Genomic DNA, 19,255 nt, shown 5'->3' with positions numbered 1-19,255 from the left:
CCCGCACCCTCGCCGAACAGGTGCGCCCCGCGCTCGCCTCGCTCGCCGACCCCGTCGTCGGCGCCCCGCTGGAGGGCCCCGAGCGGGACCGCGCCCGCGAACTGCTCGGCGCCGCCGCGACCGTGCTGGACGCGGTGGCCGCCGCCATCCGCCATGCCCGGCCGGTCCGGCTGCCCGCCGACGCCCTGGACGCCCTGGAGGTACCGGAGTCGGGCGACATGCTGACCGGCCCGGCGCGCCGCTCGGCGGCCCGGCTGCTGAGCCTGCTGGCCGACGCCGTGGAGGCCGCCGAGGAGCCGGTCGAGCCCACCGGCCCCGTCTCCGACGGCGACCGGCCGCACCTGCTGCGCCCCGCCGTCCACCGCCAGGTCCCGGTCGTGCTGCGGGCCGTCCGCCGGGAGCTGCGCTGGTCCTCGCTCGTCCTGCGGCACGCGCTGCGGGTCGCCGCGGTGGCCGCGGCCGGCTATCTCATCGGCACCGCGCTGCCCTTCGGACACGGTTACTGGGCGCCGCTCGCCTCCGTGATGATCATGCGGCCCGACTTCGCGCAGACGTACCAGCGCGGCGTCGCCCGCTTCATCGGCACCCTCTTCGGCGTCGCGGTCGGCGGCGGGGTGATCGCCCTGTTCCAGCCGGGGCAGTACGTCGACGCGGGCCTGGCCATCGTGTGCGCCTTCCTGATGTACCTGCTGCTGCGCACCGGCGTCGCGGTCACCTCGGCCTGCGTCGCCGCGTACGTCGTCTTCCTGCTCGGCATCGCGGGCGCGGGCTGGGAGCAGACCGTGCAGGAGCGGGTGGTCCTCACCCTGCTCGGCGGCCTGCTGGCGACGCTCTCGTACGCGCTCTTCCCGGCCTGGGAGACGTCCCGGCTGCGCGAGCGGCTGGCGGAGTGGCTGGAGGCGGGCGGGCGGTACGCCGTCGCCGTCCTGGAGATCTACGCCCGGCCCGCCGAGCGCCGGCCGCGCCGGGTCCGCGAGGCGCTGCTCGACCTGCGGGCCGCGCGCGTCGCGTGGGTGAAGAGCGGGGAGCGCGCCGGGCAGGAGCCGGTGCGGCACCGCGGGCTCTCGGAGGGCACCACGCAGGCGGCGGAGACGGCCCTCAACACCATGGGCCGCGTCACGATGCTGATGGAGGCTCATCTGCCGGGCCCGGACGCGGAACCGTCACCGGGCGCCGACGCGTTCGCCGCCGAGCTCGGGCCCGCGGTGGCGCGCGCGGCCCGGGCCATCAGGGAGGGCGGTGACCTGGACTGGTCCGGGCCGCACAGGTGGCTGGCCGTCTGGGACGCCGAGACGGAAGGGCGGGGCGTGGCGCTGCGCGCGGCGGGCCTGCTGGTCGACGCGCTGGACGACCTCGCGCAGGCGCTGAACCGGACCGGCCGCTGAGCGCCCGGTCGTTCGGGCCCGGGCCGGACGGCGTGCAAGGGTGCGACGCCGGTAGAGTAGGTAATTGCCCGTTATTGACGTCATTGCTGCCGTCTGGGGCGCGATGTCGGGGGGTTCCGTGCGCCGCGCCGCGGGCGTGTCCGCAGTCCGAGCCGAAAGCGAGCGAGCGAACTCCTCATGGCGTCCAGCAAGTCCTCCGGCGGTACGTACGACATAGGCATCGACCTCGGGACGGCCAACACCCTGGTCTACGCCCGCGGCAAGGGCGTGGTGCTCAACGAGCCGTCCGTGGTCGCCGTGAACGCGGCGGGCGATGTCGTCGCCGTCGGTACGGAGGCCAAGCGCACCATCGGCCGCACCCCGTCCGGCATCACCGCGATGCGGCCGCTCCAGGAAGGCGTGATCGCCGACTTCGACGCCGCCGAGCGGATGCTGCGGGGGCTGATGAAGAAGGCGGTGCCGGGCCGCCGGCTGTCCCGGCCGCGGGTGGTGATCTGCGTACCGTCGGGCATCACCGGCGTCGAGCGGCGCGCGGTCATCGACTCCGCCAAGCGCGCGGGCGCCCGCGAGGTGCAGCTGATCGAGGAGCCGATGGCGGCCGCGATCGGGGCCGGGCTGCCGGTCGCCGAGCCGGTGGGCTGCATGGTGGTGGACATCGGCGGCGGTACGACCGAGGTCGCGGTGGTCTCGATGGGCGGGCTCGTCACCGCGCAGTCCGTGCGGGTCGCGGGCGACGCGATGGACGCGGCGATCACCGCGTACGTGAAGAAGAAGCACGCGCTGGCCATCGGGGAGCGCACTGCCGAGGACATCAAGATCGCGATCGGCTCGGCGCTGTGGACGCCCGAGGAGGACGGCGTACCGGAGCCGCCCGTCGATGGCGCGGACGGGACGGACGAGGCGGCGGAGCGCGCCGTGCCCGTACGCCGTGACGCCTGCACCGTCCGCGGCCGCGACCAGGTCAACGGCCTGCCGCGGTCCCAGGAGATCACCGCCGAGGAGATCCGGCAGGCGCTCGCCGAGCCCGTCGACGCGATCGTCCAGGCCGTCCGGCGCACCCTGGACGCGTGCCCGCCCGAGCTGTCCGGCGACGTCATCGAGCACGGCATCGCGCTCACCGGCGGCGGGGCGCTGCTGCGCGGCCTGGACCGGCTGCTGAGCGAGGAGACCGGCGTGCCCGTCGTGGTCGCCGACGACCCGTTGCACTGCGTCGTGGCGGGCACCGGCAAGTGCGTGGAGGAGTTCGCCGCCCTGCACGGTCTGCTGGCGGACGCCAGGACGCAGCCGCGGCGGACGGTACGCCTATGAGATCCGTCAAGAAACGCCGCCGCTCGGTCAACTCCCTTTGCCGCGCGACAAAATGGCGCGCACGGTCACCGTCCGGAAGGTGACGTCATCACCCTGACGAGGTGTGCGGTAAGTGGACAACGGTGTCCGATCAGCGGGTCTACAGGCTTTCACCTGCGGCAACATGACCCGGCGTCAAGGAGTGATCAAGTCCGGTTATGCTGAAGGCGGCTCAGCGTACTGGCAGTTACTCATGGTGATCTGTGTGTCAGCGCTGCCCTCACCGCTGCGCCCGTGGACTTCCCCGTATCTTTCGATTGGTTGAGGGTGCTGATGGTTCGAGAAGGATCGTCGCCCGGAGGGCTGCGACCCGCTTCGGCGCTCGGGTGGATACCGCCGGCGGCACTCACTGTGATTGCCGCCGCCGTCGCCGCCGTCCTGGTCCCCTCCGCCGCGCTGACGCCGGTCCTGTGGACGGGGGGCGTCGCCACCGTCGCGGTGGCGCTGCTCTCCGCCGAGGTCGCCCGTCGCGGCCGGGCGCTGACGGAGCTGCGCCGCAGCTCCGACGCGCAGGCCGCGGTGCTGGCCCGCCAGGAGGCCGCGACCGTACGGCTCGCCGAAGGGCTGCTGCCCGAGGTCGTCACCCGGCTCGGTCAGGACGAGTTCCCCGAGGACGTGCTCGCCTCGATGACGGAACGGCTGGCCCAGGAGGCCCGCGAGTCCGGTCTGACCCCCGAATTCGCCGCGGCCCACGAGGCGGTGCTGCGCTCCGTCCTGGACGCGGTCGTCGCCGAGGAGGACCTGCGCGAGTCCGCCCAGCGCGCGTTCGTGAACATCGCCCGCCGCGTCCAGGCCATCGTCCACCAGCAGGCGCAGGAACTGCGCGGCATGGAGGACCGGCACGGACAGAACCACGAGGTCTTCGGCGACCTGCTCCGGCTGGACCACGGCACCGCGCTGATCGGCCGACTCGCCGACTCCATCGCCGTACTGGGCGGTGCCCGCCCCGGCCGCCAGTGGAGCCGCGCCGTCCCGCTGTTCAGCGTGTTGCGCGGCGCGATGTCGCGGATCATCGACTACCAGCGCGTCGAGCTGCACTCCGTCTCGGAGGTCGCGGTCGTCGGCACGGCCGTCGAGCCGCTCATCCACGCGCTCGCCGAGCTGCTGGACAACGCCACCCGCTACTCCCCCCCGCAGACCCGTGTCCACCTCACCGCGGTCGAGGTGCAGTCCGGCATCGCCGTCGAGATCGAGGACGGCGGCGTCAGCATGAGCGAGGAGGCCCGCAAGCGGGCCGAGCGGATGCTCCAGCAGGCCCAGGACGGCATTGACGTCAACGACCTGGGAGAGACCCCGCGGCTCGGCCTCGCGGTCGTCGGCCGGCTGGCCCAGGCGTACGGCTTCCAGGTGTCGCTGCGCACCTCGGCGTACGGCGGCGTGCGCGCCGTCCTCATCGTGCCGCAGGATCTGATCACCACCGCGCCCGCCACCGGCCGGGCGCACGGCATCGGTGCCTCCTCCGGGCCGCTGAGCGAGCGCACCGAGCCCGCGGCGGACCGGCGGCCGGCCACCGGCCCCGTGCCCTCGGCGCCCGCGGCGCTGCCCCGGCCCGAGGACACGCAGGAGGAGGTGCCCCTGGTGACCGGGCGGACCGCGAACGGGCTGCCGCAGCGGCGCCGCAAGTCCCGCGCCACCGCGCCGGCCCAGCCCGCGCCGCAGGCGTCCACCGCCCCCGACACCGCAGACCACCGGTCCTCCGCGTCGGAGCCCGCCCCCGAGGTGCAGCCCGGCATGTGGCTGGCCGCCTTCCAGAGCGGTCTCTCCGGAGAAACGGGCGGGACCGCCGGGCCGAAGAGTGACGAGTCGTCGGAAAAGAGTGAGTTGCCATGATTCAGCACCGGGCCAACATGGACTGGATGCTCAAGGACCTGGCGGAGAGCGTCCCGCAGACCCGCAACGTCGTCGTGCTGTCCTCGGACGGCCTGCGGATGGCCCAGTACGGCACGGACACCGACACCGCCGACCGGCTGGCCGCCGCCTGCGCGGGGCTGCAGTCCCTGGCCGGCGCGGTGTCCTCCGAGTTCCCGCACAGCGACGGCAAGATGCGCATGGTCGTCATCGAAATGGACGGCGGCTTCTTCTACTTGATGGCGGCCGGTTCGGGCGCTTACCTCGCGGTCCTGGCCGACGAGGGAGTGGACGCCGGGCTGATCGGGATGAAGATGCGCGACCTGGTGGCCCGGATCGGCGAGCACCTCAGCAGCCCGCCGCGCGGCGAGGGATCGGCCGCGTGAGCGGAGCGGGCCAGGATTGGGAGGACGAGAGCCCCGAACGGCTCTACGTGATCACCGGCGGGCGCTCCGGCGCCGCCGCACAGACCTTCTCCCTCGACCTGGTCACGCTGATCGTGGCCAAGGCCGCCCCGCGACCGGGCATCCAGCCCGAGCACGCCGCGATCATGCGGCTGTGCCACTCCCCGCTGTCGGTGGCGGAGCTCTCCGCCTACCTGAAGCTACCGGTCAGCGTGGTCACCGTGCTCCTGGGTGACCTGCTGGCCGACGGGCGGGTCGTGGCGCGCGCGCCCGTACCGCCCGCAGAACTTCCGGACCGTTCCCTTATCGAGGCGGTGATCCATGGACTTCAACAGCTCTGACCCGGCCGCCGGGCAGGCGCTCGCCGCGCAGCCCGTGGCCGGACAGGCGCTCGTCGCCGAACCGGTCGCCGGCCCGCGGAGCGAGGACACACTGCCGGACTCGGCCACCGCCGCGGTCAAGGTGGTGATCGTGGGCGGTTTCGGGGTCGGCAAGACGACCCTGGTGGGCGCGGTCAGCGAGATCCGCCCGCTGACCACCGAGGAGACGATGACCCAGGCCGGCGTCGGCGTCGACGACACCCTGGGCATCGAGCGCAAGACCTCCACGACCGTCGCGATGGACTTCGGCCGCATCAGCCTCAACGAGGAGCTGGTGCTCTACCTCTTCGGCACGCCGGGCCAGCAGCGCTTCTGGTTCCTGTGGAACGGCCTGTTCGACGGCGCGCTGGGCGCGGTCGTCCTGGTCGACACCCGTCGCCTGGAGGTCAGCTTCGACGTCATCGGCCGTTTGGAGGAGCGCGGCGTGCCCTTCGTCGTCGCGATCAACTCCTTCCCGGAGGCACCCAAGCACGACGTCGAGGAGCTTCGCGAAGCCCTCGACCTGCCCCCGGAGATCCCGATCGTCGACTGCGACGCCCGGCTGCGCACGTCCAGCAGGGACGTTCTGATGGAGCTGATGCATTATCTGCACCGCCTGACCGAGACCGCGCAGGTTTCCTGAGCGGGTGCCGTGCTGCGTCACGCCCTGTGCTCGCACAGGGCGTGACGTTCAGCGTTGAGCCGTGGCCGACCCCTCGACCCGGCCGCGGCCGGTGGGGCCGGGTTCGCGCGGCTCCAGCACCATGGGGATGCAGTCGGGCCTGGCGACGGCCGAGATCACCTGCTGGGGCGGACGCTCGCCGACGGGCGTCATACGCCAGGCCCGCAGGATCTCGGCCGCACCGATCGTCGCCTCGGCGAGTGCGAACTGGTCCCCGATGCACTTGCGGTTGCCGCCGCCGAAGGGCATGAATTTCCGTGCGTCGATGGCCGGGTCGAGCCAGCGGTCCGGGTTGAACGCGTCCGCGTCGGGGCCGAACAGGCGCGGGTCGCGGTGGATGGCGTACATGCTGAAGGCCACCTCTGTGCCCGCGGGGAGCGTGGTACTGCCCAGGGTGACGGGTTCCGTACTGCGACGCATGAGGAGGGTGACGCCGTGCAGGCGGATCACCTCGTCCAGGACCCGCCGCAGAACGGTCAGCCGGGGGACGTCGGCGATCGTCACCGGCCGGTCGCCGACGACCTCCCGCACCTCATCCACCACCTGCCGGCCGAACTCGGGGTGCTGAGCCAGGTAGTGCCAAGTCCAGGCGAGCGTGGAGGCGGTGGTCTCCGCCCCGGCGAAGAGCAGGGTGGACACCTCATCGCGGACCTGCTTGTCGTCCAGGTCCCGCTCCCGCAGCAGCTGCGCGAGGAGATCGTCGTGGTCGTGCATGTGCCCGGTGGCGCGCGCGGTGGTGATGACCTCGTCGATGACGCCGCTCAGCCGCTGGGAGGCACGGTCGAAGAGCCGGTTGTAGCGGACCGGCAGCCGGTCCAGGGCCTTCGGGGTGGCGGCGCGCTTGAGGAGCATGTCCAGCAGGACCGGCAGCTCCGTGCGGATCGTCTCCACGGCCGGCCGGCCGATCTCGGAGGTGAACAGGCTCATGGCGATGCTGTCGATCGCGTAGGTGGCCGCCGCCTCGTAGATGTCCACCTGCTGGCCCGGCCGCCATGACTCCGCCAGGTCGCGCGCGTTGCGGCTCATGATCTCGGAGTAGCCCGCGATGCGCTCCTTGCCGAACATCGGCTGGATCAGCCTGCGGTTTCTGCGGTGCAGTTCCCCGTCCGCGGTGGCCAGTCCCTCGCCGGCCAGGCGCTTCAGCCGCTGGAAGAACCGGCCCTTTTCGAATCGTCGGCCCTCCCGGACGAGGACCTCCTGCAGCCGCTCGTGCGTGGTGACCACGTATACGGGCATCCAGCCCAGCCGGATGCGTACCAGGCCCCGCTCATCGGCGTGGTCACGCAGCGAAACGAGAAAGGCGAACGGATCGCGGTAGAGCGCCAGGGCGTGCCCGAGGAGAGGCAGCGCGCCGGGCGCCTGGGGTATCGGAGGCGCTCCGGCCGACCGGGCGGCAGCAACAGACACGAAGAGGATCCTTTGACGTAGGTGTGGTGGGCAGCACAACAGGGTGGGGGGAGCTTGATCAGCTCCGATGAAGCCCGGCGATCTGGAAGCCGCGGTCACGAGGCATGCGGCCGGACGGGATCACCAGGTCGTCTCCCCGTGCCCATGGCTGGTCCGTTGTCCCCTGGTCCAGCACCTCCCACCACCAGGCGATGGATGGGATGTCCACAGGGCCCGTGCCGGTGGGCGTCGTGCTGAAGCGCGCGGGCAGCGCCGCCGGGTCGTCGGGCGTGGTGTACCGCACGGATGTGATGCCCCAGTCCATCGAGCCGCGCACGAAGTGGCCCAGGTCGGCGAGGTACTGCCGCAGCTGGGGGCTTCCCTGTGCCCTGAGCGTCGCGCACAGGCTCTGGAACAGGACCATCACGCGGTCCCGCTGGCCGATGGCCTCGGTCAGGGCCTGATCGGCGGTCAGTCCGCGGTGGTGCTGCAGCACACGGATGACGTTGAGGTAGTAACCCCCCGTCTGGCCCCGCTCCCTGACCTCCTTGTGGTACGAGAAGAGGTCGTTGTCCCAGCAGATCACGAAGGACGCCGCCTGGGCCGCGGCCCGTATGCCCGGCAGCGCCCGCTCCTCCGGCCGGAGTTCGTAGCCGTGCGCCATTTCCAGCATCGGCAGGACGACCGTGGTCGCGCCGTCGTAGAGCCGCATCAGCGTGTAGTCGTCGAGGTCCGGCACGTTCCCCGCGGTGCGGTGCGACGCCTCCCAGATCACCGACAGGAAGTACTCCCGCAGTGCGTCGATCCACGCCTTCGTCTGCCCGGCAGTGCCGTACGCCGCCACCCTGGCCCGCAGATCCCGCAGTCCGCGCGCGAGGGGATCGTCGGTAAGGATGTCCGCCTCGGGATGCTCGGCGATCCACAGCAGGCGCTGCAGGGCGGCGTTGAGGGCGCCCGGCTCCAGACCGAGTTCCCCCTCCTCGCACAGGCCGTCGTCCACACCGAACAACCACAGGACGAAGTCGCCGAGGACTTGAACGACCTCGGGCCGGCCCGAGGGCAGGATGCGCGCGGCGAACGAGCCGATCTCCTGTGTGACCAGCCGCTCGCGCAGTCTTTCGGAGCCGATGTCGAACGCGTGCGCCCATGCTGCGGTCCGCGCGTCGATGTCGGCGTGGAACGGGTGGATAGCCGGCGGTATGGGGGCGTAGGTCGGGGGGACTATGAGCGCGGTACTCACTCCGGCCGCCTTCCTGTCGGGGCGCGACACAGCGCGCACCCAGCGTGATCAACAACCCGCATGGTACGCATGGCCTAAAAATGATCAATAGGGCTAACATCACGTGTGCACACGGGCGTGAAGGGGAAGACCGCCCAGATCACTCAACCGGCCTCTGACCGGCAGTTTCCAGGATAAACGGAATGGCCCGCGGGGCGACGGAATGTCGCGCTCCGCGGGCTTTGTGGTGTCGAATCCGGCGAAAACCCGCCGTCTACGCGGTGGTTGACGCGGCGCCCGTGACCGGGCAGCCCGCTGCTGCCGCCGCGCGCCTGCTGCGGCCGGAGAACGTACCGGAGCTGAGCGCCACCGGCGGACGCGGCTGGAACTGTACCGGCAGCTCCGACAGGCGCTTGGAGAGCATGACGTAGTCCCAGCGCACCTCGTCCTGCTCCACGGTGAGCTGCATGTCGGGCAGCAGCGTCAGCAGGGTGTCGATGCCCGTGTCGGCGATGGCCCGGCCGATGTCCTCGCCGGGGCACCGGTGCGGACCGGCGCTGAAGGCGAGGTGCGAGCGGTTGCCGTGCATGGGGACGGACAGATCGGGCCGGATCTCCGGATCGACGTTCGCGGCGCCGGGGCCGAGCAGCAGCATGTCACCGGCCTCGATCCGCCAGCCGTCGAGCATGGAGTCGCCGCTCGCCCAGCGGCCGGGGACGACGGACAGGGGCAGCTCGTCCCACAGCATGCCCTCCAGCGCGTCGGTCAGCGTCATATGGCCACCCGACAGGCTCGCGCGGAAGCGCCGGTCGGTCAGGATCATGTGCAAGGTGTTGGCGATGAGGTTCGCCGTCGTCTCGTAGGCGGCGATCAGCACCAGCCGCAGATGCCCATGGAGCTCGACGTCGGAGAGGCCGGACTCGTGCGTGCTCAGCCAGCTGGTCAGGTCGTTGCCCGGCTGGCCCTTCTTGCTCTCCATCAGGTCGGTCAGCGCGGTCACGATGATGTCGTTGCTGGCGGCGGCCGTGTCGCTGCCGGTCATCAGGTCGCGGGCGGCGTCCGCCAGTCGCGGTCCGTCCGCTTCGTCCATGCCCAGGAGCCGTGTCATCACGAACATCGGCAGCCGCTCTGCGTACTGGCCGACCAGATCGGCCTTACCGGTCCGGATGAACTCGTTGACGAGCATTTTGGTGTACCGGACCACGTAGCGGCGTATCCCGTGCCGGTCGAGGTCGTCCAGGCTGTCGGTGACGGCGGACCGCACCCGCGCGTGCGCCGGGCCGTCGGTGAAGGCGCACGTCGGCTCCCAGTCGACCGTGGGCCCCAGCGGCCAGCCGGCGGGTACCCGGTCGGCGAGGTTCCACAGCCGTGAGTCGCGGGTGTACGGGTAGGGCGTACGGGCGACGTCGAGGTTGGCCTGGTAACCCAGCACCAGCCAGACCGGCAGGTCACCGGGCAGCAGTACCGGAGCCACCTGGCCGTACGTGGCGCGGAGCCGGGCGAACAGCGCCGTCGGGTCCGCGGCCTCCGGGCCGTGCAGCCGGAGCAGTCCGCCCGGGTCCTCGTCGCTCAGGGGCCGGCCCACATGCGCCTTCAACTCGAATCGGGCGCGGAGGTGTTCGGGGATCGGGATGGTCACGGTCTCTCCGGCGTGATGAGGGGGGCGGGGTGAGGGAGCGGCATCACGTGGCGCGGGTGCGACCGCTGTCGTTCACATCCGGATGACAGGATCCTGCGTCGAAGGCGTACCAGGCGTGATCCACTGCGTCAGGCTAACAGCACGCCGTTGCGGTTCAGTTTGGTGCTGTGCCCCTCACGGTGGGCGATGGGCCGGGGCCGCTTCGACGCGCTGCCCCGGCCCACCGCTGATCTGTCGTCAGTCCGTCCGCCGCAGCCAGACCGTGGTGTCCGGCGGCAGCAGCCCGTCGGTCAACGGGTCGCTGCTGAGCAGCAGTTCACCGGACGGAAGGGGCACCGCGCGCCCCGACAGGTTCGTCAGGCAGTGCCAGCCGGTCGACCGGGCGAAGTGCACGAGGTCCGTGGTGGCGTTCCCGGCCGCGCCGTCCGCCACCGCCTCGTCCGGAGCCGACAGCCACTCCAGCGACTCGTCGCCCTGCAGCTCCCGGCGGAGTCGCAGCGCCGACCGGTACAGCTCCAGCGTCGAGTCCTTCTCGCCGTCCTGTGCCGCGACCGACAGCTCCCCGAAGGAGGCCGGCTGCGGCAGCCAGGCCCCGCCGGGCCCGAAGCCGTACGAGGAGCCCTCCCGGGTCCACGGCAGCGGTACCCGGCAGCCGTCCCGGCCCTTGCGGGTGTGGCCCGTCTGCTCCCACACCGGGTCCTGCAGCGCGCCGGCCGGCAGGTCGGCGACCTCCGGCAGGCCCAGCTCCTCGCCCTGGTAGAGGTAGGAGGAGCCGGGCAGCGCCAGCATCAGCAGCGTCGCGGCACGCGCCCGGCGCAGCCCCAGCGCCCGGTCCTCGGCCGGCCGGGTGCCGCCGGACAGCAGCCAGGCGTCGGTGTCGGTGCCCGGCGGCAGCGCGAGCCGGGAGGCGTGCCGGATCACGTCGTGGTTGGAGAGCACCCAGGTCGCCGAGGCGCCCGCGGCCGCCGCGGTGGCCAGCGACTCGGTGATCACCTTGCGCAGCGCGGCGGCTGCCCACTCGGCCTGCAGGTACTCGAAGTTGAACGCCTGGCCCAGCTCGTCGGGCCGGGTGTACAGCACCCGCCGGGAGTTCTTCACCCATGCCTCGGCGACCGCCATCCGCGGCGGCGTGTAGGAATCCATGACGAGCCGCCAGTCCCGGTAGATCTCGTGCACCTCGTCCCGGTCCCAGTGCGGGTGGGTGCCGTCCGGCAGCAGGTCGTGGTCGCCCTTGAACTGGTTCTCGCCCATGTCCCGCAGCGGTTCGGCGAGGTCCTTGGCCAGCCCGTGCGCCACGTCGATGCGGAAGCCGTCCACCCCGCGGTCGGACCAGAAGCGCAGCGTGCGCCGGAAGTCCTCGCGGACCTCTTCGTTGGTCCAGTCGAGGTCCGGCTGCTCGGGCGCGAAGAGGTGGAGGTACCACTGGCCGTCCGGGACCCGCTTCCAGGCGCTGCCGCCGAAGCGCGAGACCCAGTCCGAGGGCGGCAGCTCGCCGTGCTCGCCGCGCCCGTCCCGGAAGACGTACCGTGCGCGGGCCGCCGAGCCGGGCGGCGACGCCAGCGCCTCCTGGAACCAGACGTGCTGGTCGGAGGTGTGATTGGGCACCAGGTCCACCAGGATCTTCAGCCCCAGCCGGTGCGCCTCGGCGACCATCGCGTCGAAGTCGGTGAGCGTTCCCAGCCGCGGGTCGACGTCCCGGAAGTCGGCCACGTCGTACCCGCCGTCGGCCAGTTCCGAGGGGTAGAAGGGGCTCAGCCACAGTGCGTCGACGCCGAGCGAGGCCAGATGGGGCAGCCGGCTCGTGATGCCGGGCAGGTCGCCGATGCCGTCGCCGTCGCTGTCGGCGAAGCTGCGCGGATAGACCTGGTAGACGACGGCCTGCCGCCACCAGTCGGGGTCCTGGGAGGAGAGGTCGGGAGAGGCGGGGACGGTCACGGATGCTCCTTCGGGAAGCGGATCGGACACATCAGTAGGTGAGTCGGTCATCCCTTGACTGCGCCGTCGGTCAGGCCGGAGAGCACGGCGCGGCGGAAGACGAGGACGAGGAGGGCGATCGGCACGGTCGCCGCCATCGCCCCGGCGAAGATCGTTCCGTACGGGATCTCGTACTGGCTGCTGAAGAGTGCGATGCCCACCGGCACGGTCCGGTAGGCGTCCTCGCTGTTGAACGTGAGCGCCATCAGGAACTCCGTCCAGGTCGCGGTGAAGGTGAACACCCCGGCGGTGAACAGCGCGGGCCGGGCCTGCGGCAGGATCACCGACAGCAGCGCCCGGGTCGGCCCCGCGCCGTCCACCGTCGCCGCCTCCTCCAGCTCGTACGGGATGGACAGCAGCGAGTTCCGCAGGATCCAGATCGCGAACGGCAGGTGGAAGGCGGTGTACGGGATGATCAGGCCCCAGTAGCTGTTGAGCAGGCCCAGCTCGCGTTCGACCAGGTACAGCGGGGTGACCACGGCGATCGTCGGGAAGACGGAGATCATCAGCAGGCCCGTCATCACGGGGCCGCGGCCGCGCATCGGCGTGCGGGCCAGCGCGTACCCGGCGAACAGCCCGAGCCCCAGGACGATCGCGGTGGCGCTGACGGCCACCACCGCGCTGTTGAGCAGGTAGCGGTCGAAGCCCGCGAAGCCCAGCGCCAGCCGGTAGTTGGCCAGCGTCGGGTCGAGCGGGATGGGCGTCGGCGGCAGCGCGCCGTTCTCCCGCGCCGTCTTGAAGGACGTGACCGCCATCCACAGCAGCGGCAGCGAGGTCACCGCCACCAGGACCAGCGCGCCGAGGTTCACCACGTTCACACAGCGGCGTACTCCCGTACGCCGGCGGCCGCGTCTCATGCCGCGCCCCCTTCGTCGACCTGGCTGCGGAACATCCGCAGGAACAGCAGGCAGCCCGCGATGACGAGCACGCCCGTACTGGTGGCGATCGTCGCGCCCATCCCGATGTCGAGGTTCTGGAACAGCGTCTTGTAGCCGAGCACGGCGAGCGACTGGGTGGCCGTGCCGGGGCCGCCCTGCGTCAGGACGAACGGCAGGTCGAAGATCCCGAATGCCTGGAGCACCCGGAAGAGGACCGCCACCGACACCACGGGGCGCAGCGCGGGCAGGACGACGTTCCAGAAGGTGGCCCAGGCCCCCGCGCCGTCCATCTCGGCCGCCTCGTACCGCTCCTGCGGGATGCGGACCAGCCCGGCCAGGATGATCACCGCGACGAACGGGGTGGTCTTCCAGATGTCCGCGACGGCCATGCCGGTGATCGCGGGCAGGGGCGTGCCGAGGATCACCGGCGGCTGGTCCAGGACCAGCCCGAAGAGCCAGGTCACCGCGCCGAACGTGGCGTCGTACAGGAAGTCCCAGAGCTGCGCCGAGACCACCGTGATCAGCGACCAGGGGATCAGCAGCAGCGCGAGGATCCAGCCCCGCCCGGCCTGCAGCCGGTCCAGCAGCACCGCGGCCGCGATGCCGAGCGCGATCTCCACGGCCACCGTCACCAGCGTGTACCCGACCGTGAAGGCCAGCGCCTCCAGCCACACCGGGCTCGCCAGCATCGTCGTGTAGTTGCCGAGCGTCCACTCCTCGACGCGGACGCCGCCGAAGGTGAAGCGCACGTCGCTGAAGCTGAGGACGACGGAGTAGACCACCGGGAAGAGCGTCACCAGCGCGATCACGGTGAGCGCCGGGGCGCGGACCGGGTGTCCGGAACTGCCGTCGGGGATACCGTCACAGCGCCTCCCCTCTGAGCGCCGCGCGCAGGTCGCCGCGGGCCCGGGCCAGTGCGCGCGGCGCGCTCGTCCCGCCACTGAGCACCTCGTTGACGCGCGTGAACACCGCCTTGCTGACCATCGGGTACTCCGGGGTCCGGGTCGGCCGGGCGACCAGCCGCACCTCACGGGCCAGCGCGAACGCCGGATTGGACGACTGCGCCACGGCCTTGCCGCGCAGCTGGGACAGCAGCGGCGGCAGCACGGCGGCCTGGCGGGCCAGGATCGACTGCCCCTCCTCCTCTGCGAGGAAGCGGGCGAACGCCAGCGCCGCGCCGAGCTGCCGGGAGTGCGGATTGAGGTAGTTGCACCAGCCGCCCAGGCAGCTGCGGCCGCCCGTGCCGCCCTCGAAGCCGGGCCGCCGCATCACCCCGATCTTCCCCGCCACCTGCGAGGACGCCGGGTTGTCCGCGACGCCCCAGGCGTACAGCCAGTTGCGCAGGAACACCGACCGGCCGCTGGTGAAGGCGTCCAGGCTGTCCTGCTCCACGAAGGTCGTCACCGAGGACGGGGAGACGCCGCGCGCGATCAGCTCCCGGAGGTAGGACACGGCCCGTACGCCCGCCGGGCTGTCGAAGGTGACCGTGCGCGCGTCGGGGGAGAGGATGCTGCCGCCCGCGTCGGCGACGAGCTCCGCGACGTTCGCGGTGAGCCCCTCGTACACGGTGCCCTGCCAGACGAACCCGAGGTCGGCGTCGCCGGCACGCTGGATCCTCGCGGCAGTGGACGCCAGCTCCTCCCACGAACCGGGCGGCCGCAGCCCGTGTTTGTGCAGCAGGTCCTTCCGGTAATAGAGGAACGCCTCGTCCAGGTAGAGCGGGAAGGCGTACACCGAGCCCCGGTACGTCAGCGCCCGCACCAGCTCCTCGGGATAGCGCTGCCAGTACCCCTTCGGCAGCAGCGGATCGAGCGGCAGCGCCAGTGAGTTGTACGCGAACTGGGCGGGCCAGGCGATGTCGCCCATGTAGACGTCGGGGGACGGGCTGCCGCTCACCACCTGCGTGGTGAGGGTCGCGCGGGCCACGTCCGTGGTCGGCGGCGCGGCGATCAACTGCACCGCGATGTTGCGGTACTTCCGGCGGAACGCCCTGACCAGCACGGGTCTCAGGTCGCTGCCGTCGCGGGCCGCCACCCGCCCGGCCCACCAGCGGATGGTGACCGGCCCGCGGGGTATCCCGGCGGCTCCCGAAAGATCGGGGCCGCGTGCGACGGCCCGGCCGCAACCGGTCGTGGCGGCCAGGGCGGCGGCGGCCCCGGTGGTCGTGCGAAGGAGGGATCTGCGGCTCAACGGCATGACGATGCGCTCCTGATGGAGGGGTGGGATCGCTGCTGCCTGACAACGCTTGCACGCTAGAAGTGGGCCCAGAAGCTGTCAATAAACCGCGCAGCATCGAAATGGCCGCTCTCCTGCGCGTCTCGTGCCCGAAGAACGGGGCCGAATGGTGGTGTTGGCGTGCATTGTCGGACATCTCCCGGTGGTAACGCTGTCATTGACCGGGTTCATGTGCCCTACACCTGTGCTACGTTCCGGACCATGCCTCCTGCGCAGCGCCACCCCACCATGGCCGACGTGGCCGAACGGGCAGGGGTCTCGGTCTCCACGGTCTCGCGGACCCTGCGCGGGCTGTCCACGGTCTCGGACGAGGCCAGGGAGCGGGTGGAGGCGGCCGCCCGCGAGCTGTCCTTCGTCATATCCCGCCAGGCGTCCAGTCTGGTCACCGGCAAGACGGGCACGGTCGCCGTGCTCGCGCCCACCCTCGGCTCGTGGTTCGTCGGCCAAGTCCTGCGCGGCCTCAGTGAGGTGCTGCGCGACGCGGGCCTGGACCTGATGGTCTACAGCGTCGCCGACCTCGCCGAGCGCGCCGCCTTCTTCGACCGGCTCCCGGCCCGCCGCAACGCCGACGCGCTCCTGGTCGTCTCCTTCGACCTGACGGAAGCGGAGTTCGCCCGGCTGGACGGCCTGGGCGTACCGGTGGTGTACGTCAGCCAGCACGCGCCGGGCCGGGCGAGCGTGTACGTCGAGGACGTCGCGGCCGCCCGCGCCGGCACCCGCTACCTGCGCGGCCTCGGCCACCGCCGGATCGCGTACGTCCGCGCGTCCCCCGACAGCGGCTTCACCTGCAGCTCGCGCACCCGCCTGTTCGGCTACCGCGAGGCACTGGCCGAGGCCGGACTCCCGTACGACGAGGACCTGGTGGTCGCCACCTCGCGCGGCCGGCGCGAGACCTCGAAGGCGGTCGGGCGGCTGCTCTGCCTGGCCGACCCGCCCACCGCGGTCTTCGCCGAGACCGACGAGATCGCCATGGAGGTGCTGTGGGTGCTGCGCGCCTCCGGCATCGACGTGCCCGGCCGGATCTCCGTCCTCGGCTTCGACGACCACGACCACGCCGAGTGGCTGGACCTCACGACCATCGCACAGCCCGCCGTCGAGGTCGGCCGCGCGGCCGGCTCCCTCGCCCACACCCTCATCGACGATCCGGCCACGGATCCGGCGCGGCATGTCGTCCTGCCGACGTGTTTGATACCGCGGGGGACCACGGGGCCTGCGCTGTTCCAGGAGCCGGACGCCGGGGAGGCGTGACCGGTCTCCGGGCCCGGTTCCGAGGCTCCCCAGGAATACGTACGGACACGTACGGCCGCGTACGGACGAGTACCCGGCCTCCCTCAACTCGGCCGAACCGGGCACGGTGAAGACGCCGTCCCGGGGAACCGGAGATGACACACCGGGTCGAATACAACCCTGCCCAGGCATATGAGTGTCTTATCCAGTGGGCCCGCGGACTCCGGGCCCACCGTTCATCCTGGGGGAAGGACTCACCATGCGAAGCTCCCGTCCCGCGCGCCACCGCACCACCGTCATCAGCACGGCCGTCGCCGCGCTCCTCACCGCCTCCGCGGCCATCCCGGCGTTCGGCGCCACCACCGCGCCGCCACCCGTCCGGCCCGCGGCACAGGCGGAGGTCCAGCCGGCACGCGGCGGCAGCCCCGAATCGACCGTGGACCGGGTCGCGAACTTCTACGGCGCGTACATCGACGCGGTCTACGACGAGGACGGCCGGCTCGCCCGCGAGCTGCGGAACCACTACCTCCGCAGCGACCTGCGCAAGCGCCTCGCCGACTGGGAGGCGAAGAACCACGCCGACGGCGTCCTGCGCGCGCAGAACGTCCCCGTCAAGTGGTCCGTCAAGTACGACGGTTCCGGCACCGGCAGCTCGTACACGATCGTCACCCTCACCTGGGACTCGGGCAACCGGCCGAGCACCTCCCGGCTGGCGGTCCGCAGCTCCCTGGAGACCCGCCAGATCACGGACATCAAGGCGGCGCCGGGCAAGTGACGCGCGGGCGCGCGCAGACACAGGCACTCACGGAATGTGCGGGGGCTCGTCGGGGGGCGGGTCCCCGTCCCGTGTGTGCCGGGGCGCGCGGTGGTGAACGTAATGGATCACATGGCGCTCCGGGTGGTCGTGGAAATGCCTCCCCAGCAACGCGCCGCCGAAGACCACGAAGCCGACCCCGACCAGCCAGCACTCCACGATCAGTACGGTGCCCACCGCCCCGTAACTGACCGCGTTGGTGACGATGAGCGGCGCGAAGAACAGGTACGAGAAGGCACGCAGGCCGACCAGGCCCGCCATGGTCGCGAGGGCGCCCGGCAGCAGCGCCCGCCACGCGACCTGCTCGCCGAGCAGGAACCGCTGTCCCCACCAGAAGAAGAGCACACCGGCCAGCAGATTCAGCCCGATCCGCAGCGGTTCCGGCACGGAGCCCCGGGACTGCACCTCGGCATAGAGGTACGCCATCAGGACGACCAGCCAGACGGTCTGCCGCCAGGCCCGGTGCCACGGGCCGACCGACATGCTCCAGGTCTTCTCGTACCCGGTCTGCACGCTGCCGGCGAACGACAGGCCGAAGACGGCGAGCGCGAAGAGGCTGAACGCGCTGGTCGTCGCGACCGCCTGGCGCGGCGCGGTGAACACGCTCCGCACGGCTTCCGCCGAACGCCCCGACAGCGCCATGCCGTCGACCAGCCACATGGCGAAGCCCCGGTGCTGGAGCGGGACGGTCGCCGCCACGACGATCAGCAACGGAACGAGCGTGACCAGTCCGAGCGCCCCGAACGCCATCGAGCGGTGGAGCAGCTCCAGCTCGACGCCGCGCTGCCGGAACCGCCGCACCCGCAGCCGGCTCCGCAGCCGGCGCACCGGATGGCGCACTGGGTGACGCACCGGACGGCGCTGCCGCCCGGGATGCTCATCCATCGTTCTCGTCGTTCTCGCCATCCATCGTGATGACGACCTTGATGTCGTCGTCCCGCGCGGTGAACGCCTCCGGCGCGCGGGAGAGCGGCACCCGCCGGGTGATCAGGCGCTCCAGCCAGCCGGGGTCGGCGCCGGCCAGCGCCTCCGCGGCCTGCCGGTAGTGCCGCAGATTCGCGTTGACCGAGCCCACCACCGCGTCGTTCTCCAGGACCAGGTCCCGGTTGACGGTCCCCGCGTCGATCGTGAGCCGCCGTCCGCGCGGCGAGACGCCGGTCAGGCAGACGATCCCGTACGCGGCCGTCCCGTCCATCGCGTCGAAGACCAGCCGCCCGGCCCCGGTCGCCTCGATGACGACGTCCGGCCGGAGCGCCTCCATGACCCGGTCGATGTCTGCACTGTGGTACGTCGCGCCCAGGTCGCGCACCAGCCCGGGCTTCGGTCCGCCGGTGACCCGGTCCAGTACATGCACGTCGAGACCCCGCTGTACGCCGAGGAGCGCGGCCAGCAGCCCGATCGGGCCCGCGCCGGTCACCAGCACCCGCCGGGGCTCGAACCACGCCCGGCCCCCAATCCGTTCCACCTGTTCCCACGCCTTGGCCACCACGCTGGTGGGCTCCATGAGCACCCCCACCCGGCGCAGCCCGGCGTCGAGCCGCACCGCGTACTCGGGCTCCACGGTCCACGCCTCGCTCGCGTACCCGTCCCGCTCCTTGATGCCCCGTTCGGTGTAGCGCCCGTTCCGGCACATGTCGAACTCGCCCCGCGCGCACGCCCCGCACGGTTCCGGATCGGGCCGCCGGACCACACCCACGACCAGGTCACCGCTGCTGAACCCGCTCCCGGACGGCGCCTCGCGCACACGCCCGAGCGACTCGTGCCCGATCACAAGCCGCTCCCGCCCCGGCGGCGGCGCGCCGTACTCCCCGGCCACGATCTCCTTGTCCGTACCGCACACCCCGACGGCGAGCCCCTC

The 19,255-nt window shown here is 71.9% G+C and carries 17 protein-coding genes; 8 read left to right on the top strand and 9 right to left on the bottom strand.

The annotated features are described in order from the left end of the window. The 6 genes from CCS38_RS06515 to CCS38_RS06490 form a co-directional block, all read left to right on the top strand. The coding region (locus CCS38_RS06515) for an FUSC family protein (RefSeq protein ID WP_223732234.1) at window positions 1-1,385 on the top strand (1,385 nt) is incomplete at its 5' end. A 177-nt stretch (window positions 1,386-1,562) separates the two neighbouring features. Beyond that, a complete protein-coding gene (locus CCS38_RS06510) occupies window positions 1,563-2,693 on the top strand; it encodes a rod shape-determining protein (RefSeq protein WP_223732233.1) in 1,131 nt (376 codons plus the stop codon). A gap of 312 nt (window positions 2,694-3,005) precedes the next feature. Beyond that, window positions 3,006-4,562, top strand: a complete 1,557-nt coding sequence (locus CCS38_RS06505) for a sensor histidine kinase (RefSeq protein ID WP_223732232.1) — start codon at window positions 3,006-3,008, stop codon at window positions 4,560-4,562. After that, window positions 4,559-4,966, top strand: coding sequence for a roadblock/LC7 domain-containing protein (locus CCS38_RS06500; RefSeq protein ID WP_223732231.1), 408 nt, complete (start codon window positions 4,559-4,561; stop codon window positions 4,964-4,966). The genes CCS38_RS06505 and CCS38_RS06500 overlap by 4 nt, the downstream gene beginning before the upstream one ends. After that, the gene (locus CCS38_RS06495; RefSeq protein ID WP_030249882.1) at window positions 4,963-5,325 is read left to right on the top strand and encodes a DUF742 domain-containing protein; all 363 of its coding nucleotides are present in this window, start codon (window positions 4,963-4,965) and stop codon (window positions 5,323-5,325) included. Before CCS38_RS06500 ends, CCS38_RS06495 begins: the two co-directional genes overlap by 4 nt. Then, window positions 5,306-5,986, top strand: coding sequence for a GTP-binding protein (locus CCS38_RS06490; RefSeq protein WP_223732230.1), 681 nt, complete (start codon window positions 5,306-5,308; stop codon window positions 5,984-5,986). Before CCS38_RS06495 ends, CCS38_RS06490 begins: the two co-directional genes overlap by 20 nt. 48 nt (window positions 5,987-6,034) lie before the next feature. Here CCS38_RS06490 and CCS38_RS06485 read toward each other — a convergent pair whose 3' ends face one another. From CCS38_RS06485 to CCS38_RS06455, 7 genes are all read right to left on the bottom strand, one after another. Continuing rightward, on the bottom strand, window positions 6,035-7,432 hold the full coding sequence (locus CCS38_RS06485; protein WP_223732229.1) for a cytochrome P450: 1,398 nt from the start codon (window positions 7,430-7,432) through the stop codon (window positions 6,035-6,037). Window positions 7,433-7,490: 58 nt separating this feature from the next. Continuing rightward, the gene (locus CCS38_RS06480; protein ID WP_223732228.1) at window positions 7,491-8,651 is read right to left on the bottom strand and encodes a selina-4(15),7(11)-diene synthase; all 1,161 of its coding nucleotides are present in this window, start codon (window positions 8,649-8,651) and stop codon (window positions 7,491-7,493) included. Between the two features lie 253 nt (window positions 8,652-8,904). Further along, window positions 8,905-10,269, bottom strand: a complete 1,365-nt coding sequence (locus CCS38_RS06475) for a cytochrome P450 family protein (protein WP_223732227.1) — start codon at window positions 10,267-10,269, stop codon at window positions 8,905-8,907. A gap of 237 nt (window positions 10,270-10,506) precedes the next feature. Further along, window positions 10,507-12,255, bottom strand: coding sequence for a glycoside hydrolase family 13 protein (locus CCS38_RS06470; protein ID WP_263301767.1), 1,749 nt, complete (start codon window positions 12,253-12,255; stop codon window positions 10,507-10,509). Continuing rightward, on the bottom strand, window positions 12,252-13,100 hold the full coding sequence (locus tag CCS38_RS06465; protein ID WP_223732225.1) for a carbohydrate ABC transporter permease: 849 nt from the start codon (window positions 13,098-13,100) through the stop codon (window positions 12,252-12,254). Before CCS38_RS06465 ends, CCS38_RS06470 begins: the two co-directional genes overlap by 4 nt. Further along, on the bottom strand, window positions 13,097-13,930 hold the full coding sequence (locus CCS38_RS06460; RefSeq protein ID WP_223732224.1) for a carbohydrate ABC transporter permease: 834 nt from the start codon (window positions 13,928-13,930) through the stop codon (window positions 13,097-13,099). Before CCS38_RS06460 ends, CCS38_RS06465 begins: the two co-directional genes overlap by 4 nt. A gap of 52 nt (window positions 13,931-13,982) precedes the next feature. Continuing rightward, window positions 13,983-15,317: an extracellular solute-binding protein gene (locus tag CCS38_RS06455; RefSeq protein ID WP_223732223.1), complete on the bottom strand. Its 1,335-nt coding sequence runs from the start codon at window positions 15,315-15,317 to the stop codon at window positions 13,983-13,985. A gap of 240 nt (window positions 15,318-15,557) precedes the next feature. Here CCS38_RS06455 and CCS38_RS06450 point away from each other — a divergent pair, with 240 nt between their 5' ends. After that, entirely contained in the window at window positions 15,558-16,604 is a 1,047-nt protein-coding gene (locus tag CCS38_RS06450) for a LacI family DNA-binding transcriptional regulator (RefSeq protein ID WP_308050704.1), read from the top strand. Window positions 16,605-16,842: 238 nt separating this feature from the next. Then, the gene (locus tag CCS38_RS06445; protein WP_223732222.1) at window positions 16,843-17,358 is read left to right on the top strand and encodes a hypothetical protein; all 516 of its coding nucleotides are present in this window, start codon (window positions 16,843-16,845) and stop codon (window positions 17,356-17,358) included. Between the two features lie 27 nt (window positions 17,359-17,385). Here CCS38_RS06445 and CCS38_RS06440 read toward each other — a convergent pair whose 3' ends face one another. Together CCS38_RS06440 and CCS38_RS06435 are read right to left on the bottom strand one after the other, a co-directional pair. After that, window positions 17,386-18,282: a YhjD/YihY/BrkB family envelope integrity protein gene (locus CCS38_RS06440; protein WP_372457003.1), complete on the bottom strand. Its 897-nt coding sequence runs from the start codon at window positions 18,280-18,282 to the stop codon at window positions 17,386-17,388. Then, on the bottom strand, window positions 18,275-19,255 hold a 981-nt coding region (locus tag CCS38_RS06435), incomplete at its 5' end, for a glucose 1-dehydrogenase (protein WP_223732221.1). The genes CCS38_RS06435 and CCS38_RS06440, both read right to left, overlap by 8 nt.

Origin of the sequence: Streptomyces purpurogeneiscleroticus (assembly GCF_020024005.1) — a bacterium.
GTDB classification, from domain to species: domain Bacteria; phylum Actinomycetota; class Actinomycetes; order Streptomycetales; family Streptomycetaceae; genus Streptomyces; species Streptomyces purpurogeneiscleroticus.
Note: the sequence above shows the minus strand (reverse complement) of the source record. Positions and strands in the feature narration are given on the sequence as shown.

Coding starts and splice junctions, on each gene's coding strand:
- CCS38_RS06465 (WP_223732225.1), bottom strand. CDS start 13,100: ATGAGACGCGGCCGCCGGCGTACGGGAGTACGCCGCTGTGTGAACGTG.
- CCS38_RS06505 (WP_223732232.1), top strand. CDS start 3,006: ATGGTTCGAGAAGGATCGTCGCCCGGAGGGCTGCGACCCGCTTCGGCG.
- CCS38_RS06510 (WP_223732233.1), top strand. CDS start 1,563: ATGGCGTCCAGCAAGTCCTCCGGCGGTACGTACGACATAGGCATCGAC.
- CCS38_RS06440 (WP_372457003.1), bottom strand. CDS start 18,282: ATGGATGAGCATCCCGGGCGGCAGCGCCGTCCGGTGCGTCACCCAGTG.
- CCS38_RS06490 (WP_223732230.1), top strand. CDS start 5,306: ATGGACTTCAACAGCTCTGACCCGGCCGCCGGGCAGGCGCTCGCCGCG.
- CCS38_RS06450 (WP_308050704.1), top strand. CDS start 15,558: ATGCCTCCTGCGCAGCGCCACCCCACCATGGCCGACGTGGCCGAACGG.
- CCS38_RS06455 (WP_223732223.1), bottom strand. CDS start 15,317: ATGCCGTTGAGCCGCAGATCCCTCCTTCGCACGACCACCGGGGCCGCC.
- CCS38_RS06500 (WP_223732231.1), top strand. CDS start 4,559: ATGATTCAGCACCGGGCCAACATGGACTGGATGCTCAAGGACCTGGCG.
- CCS38_RS06445 (WP_223732222.1), top strand. CDS start 16,843: ATGCGAAGCTCCCGTCCCGCGCGCCACCGCACCACCGTCATCAGCACG.
- CCS38_RS06470 (WP_263301767.1), bottom strand. CDS start 12,255: ATGACCGACTCACCTACTGATGTGTCCGATCCGCTTCCCGAAGGAGCA.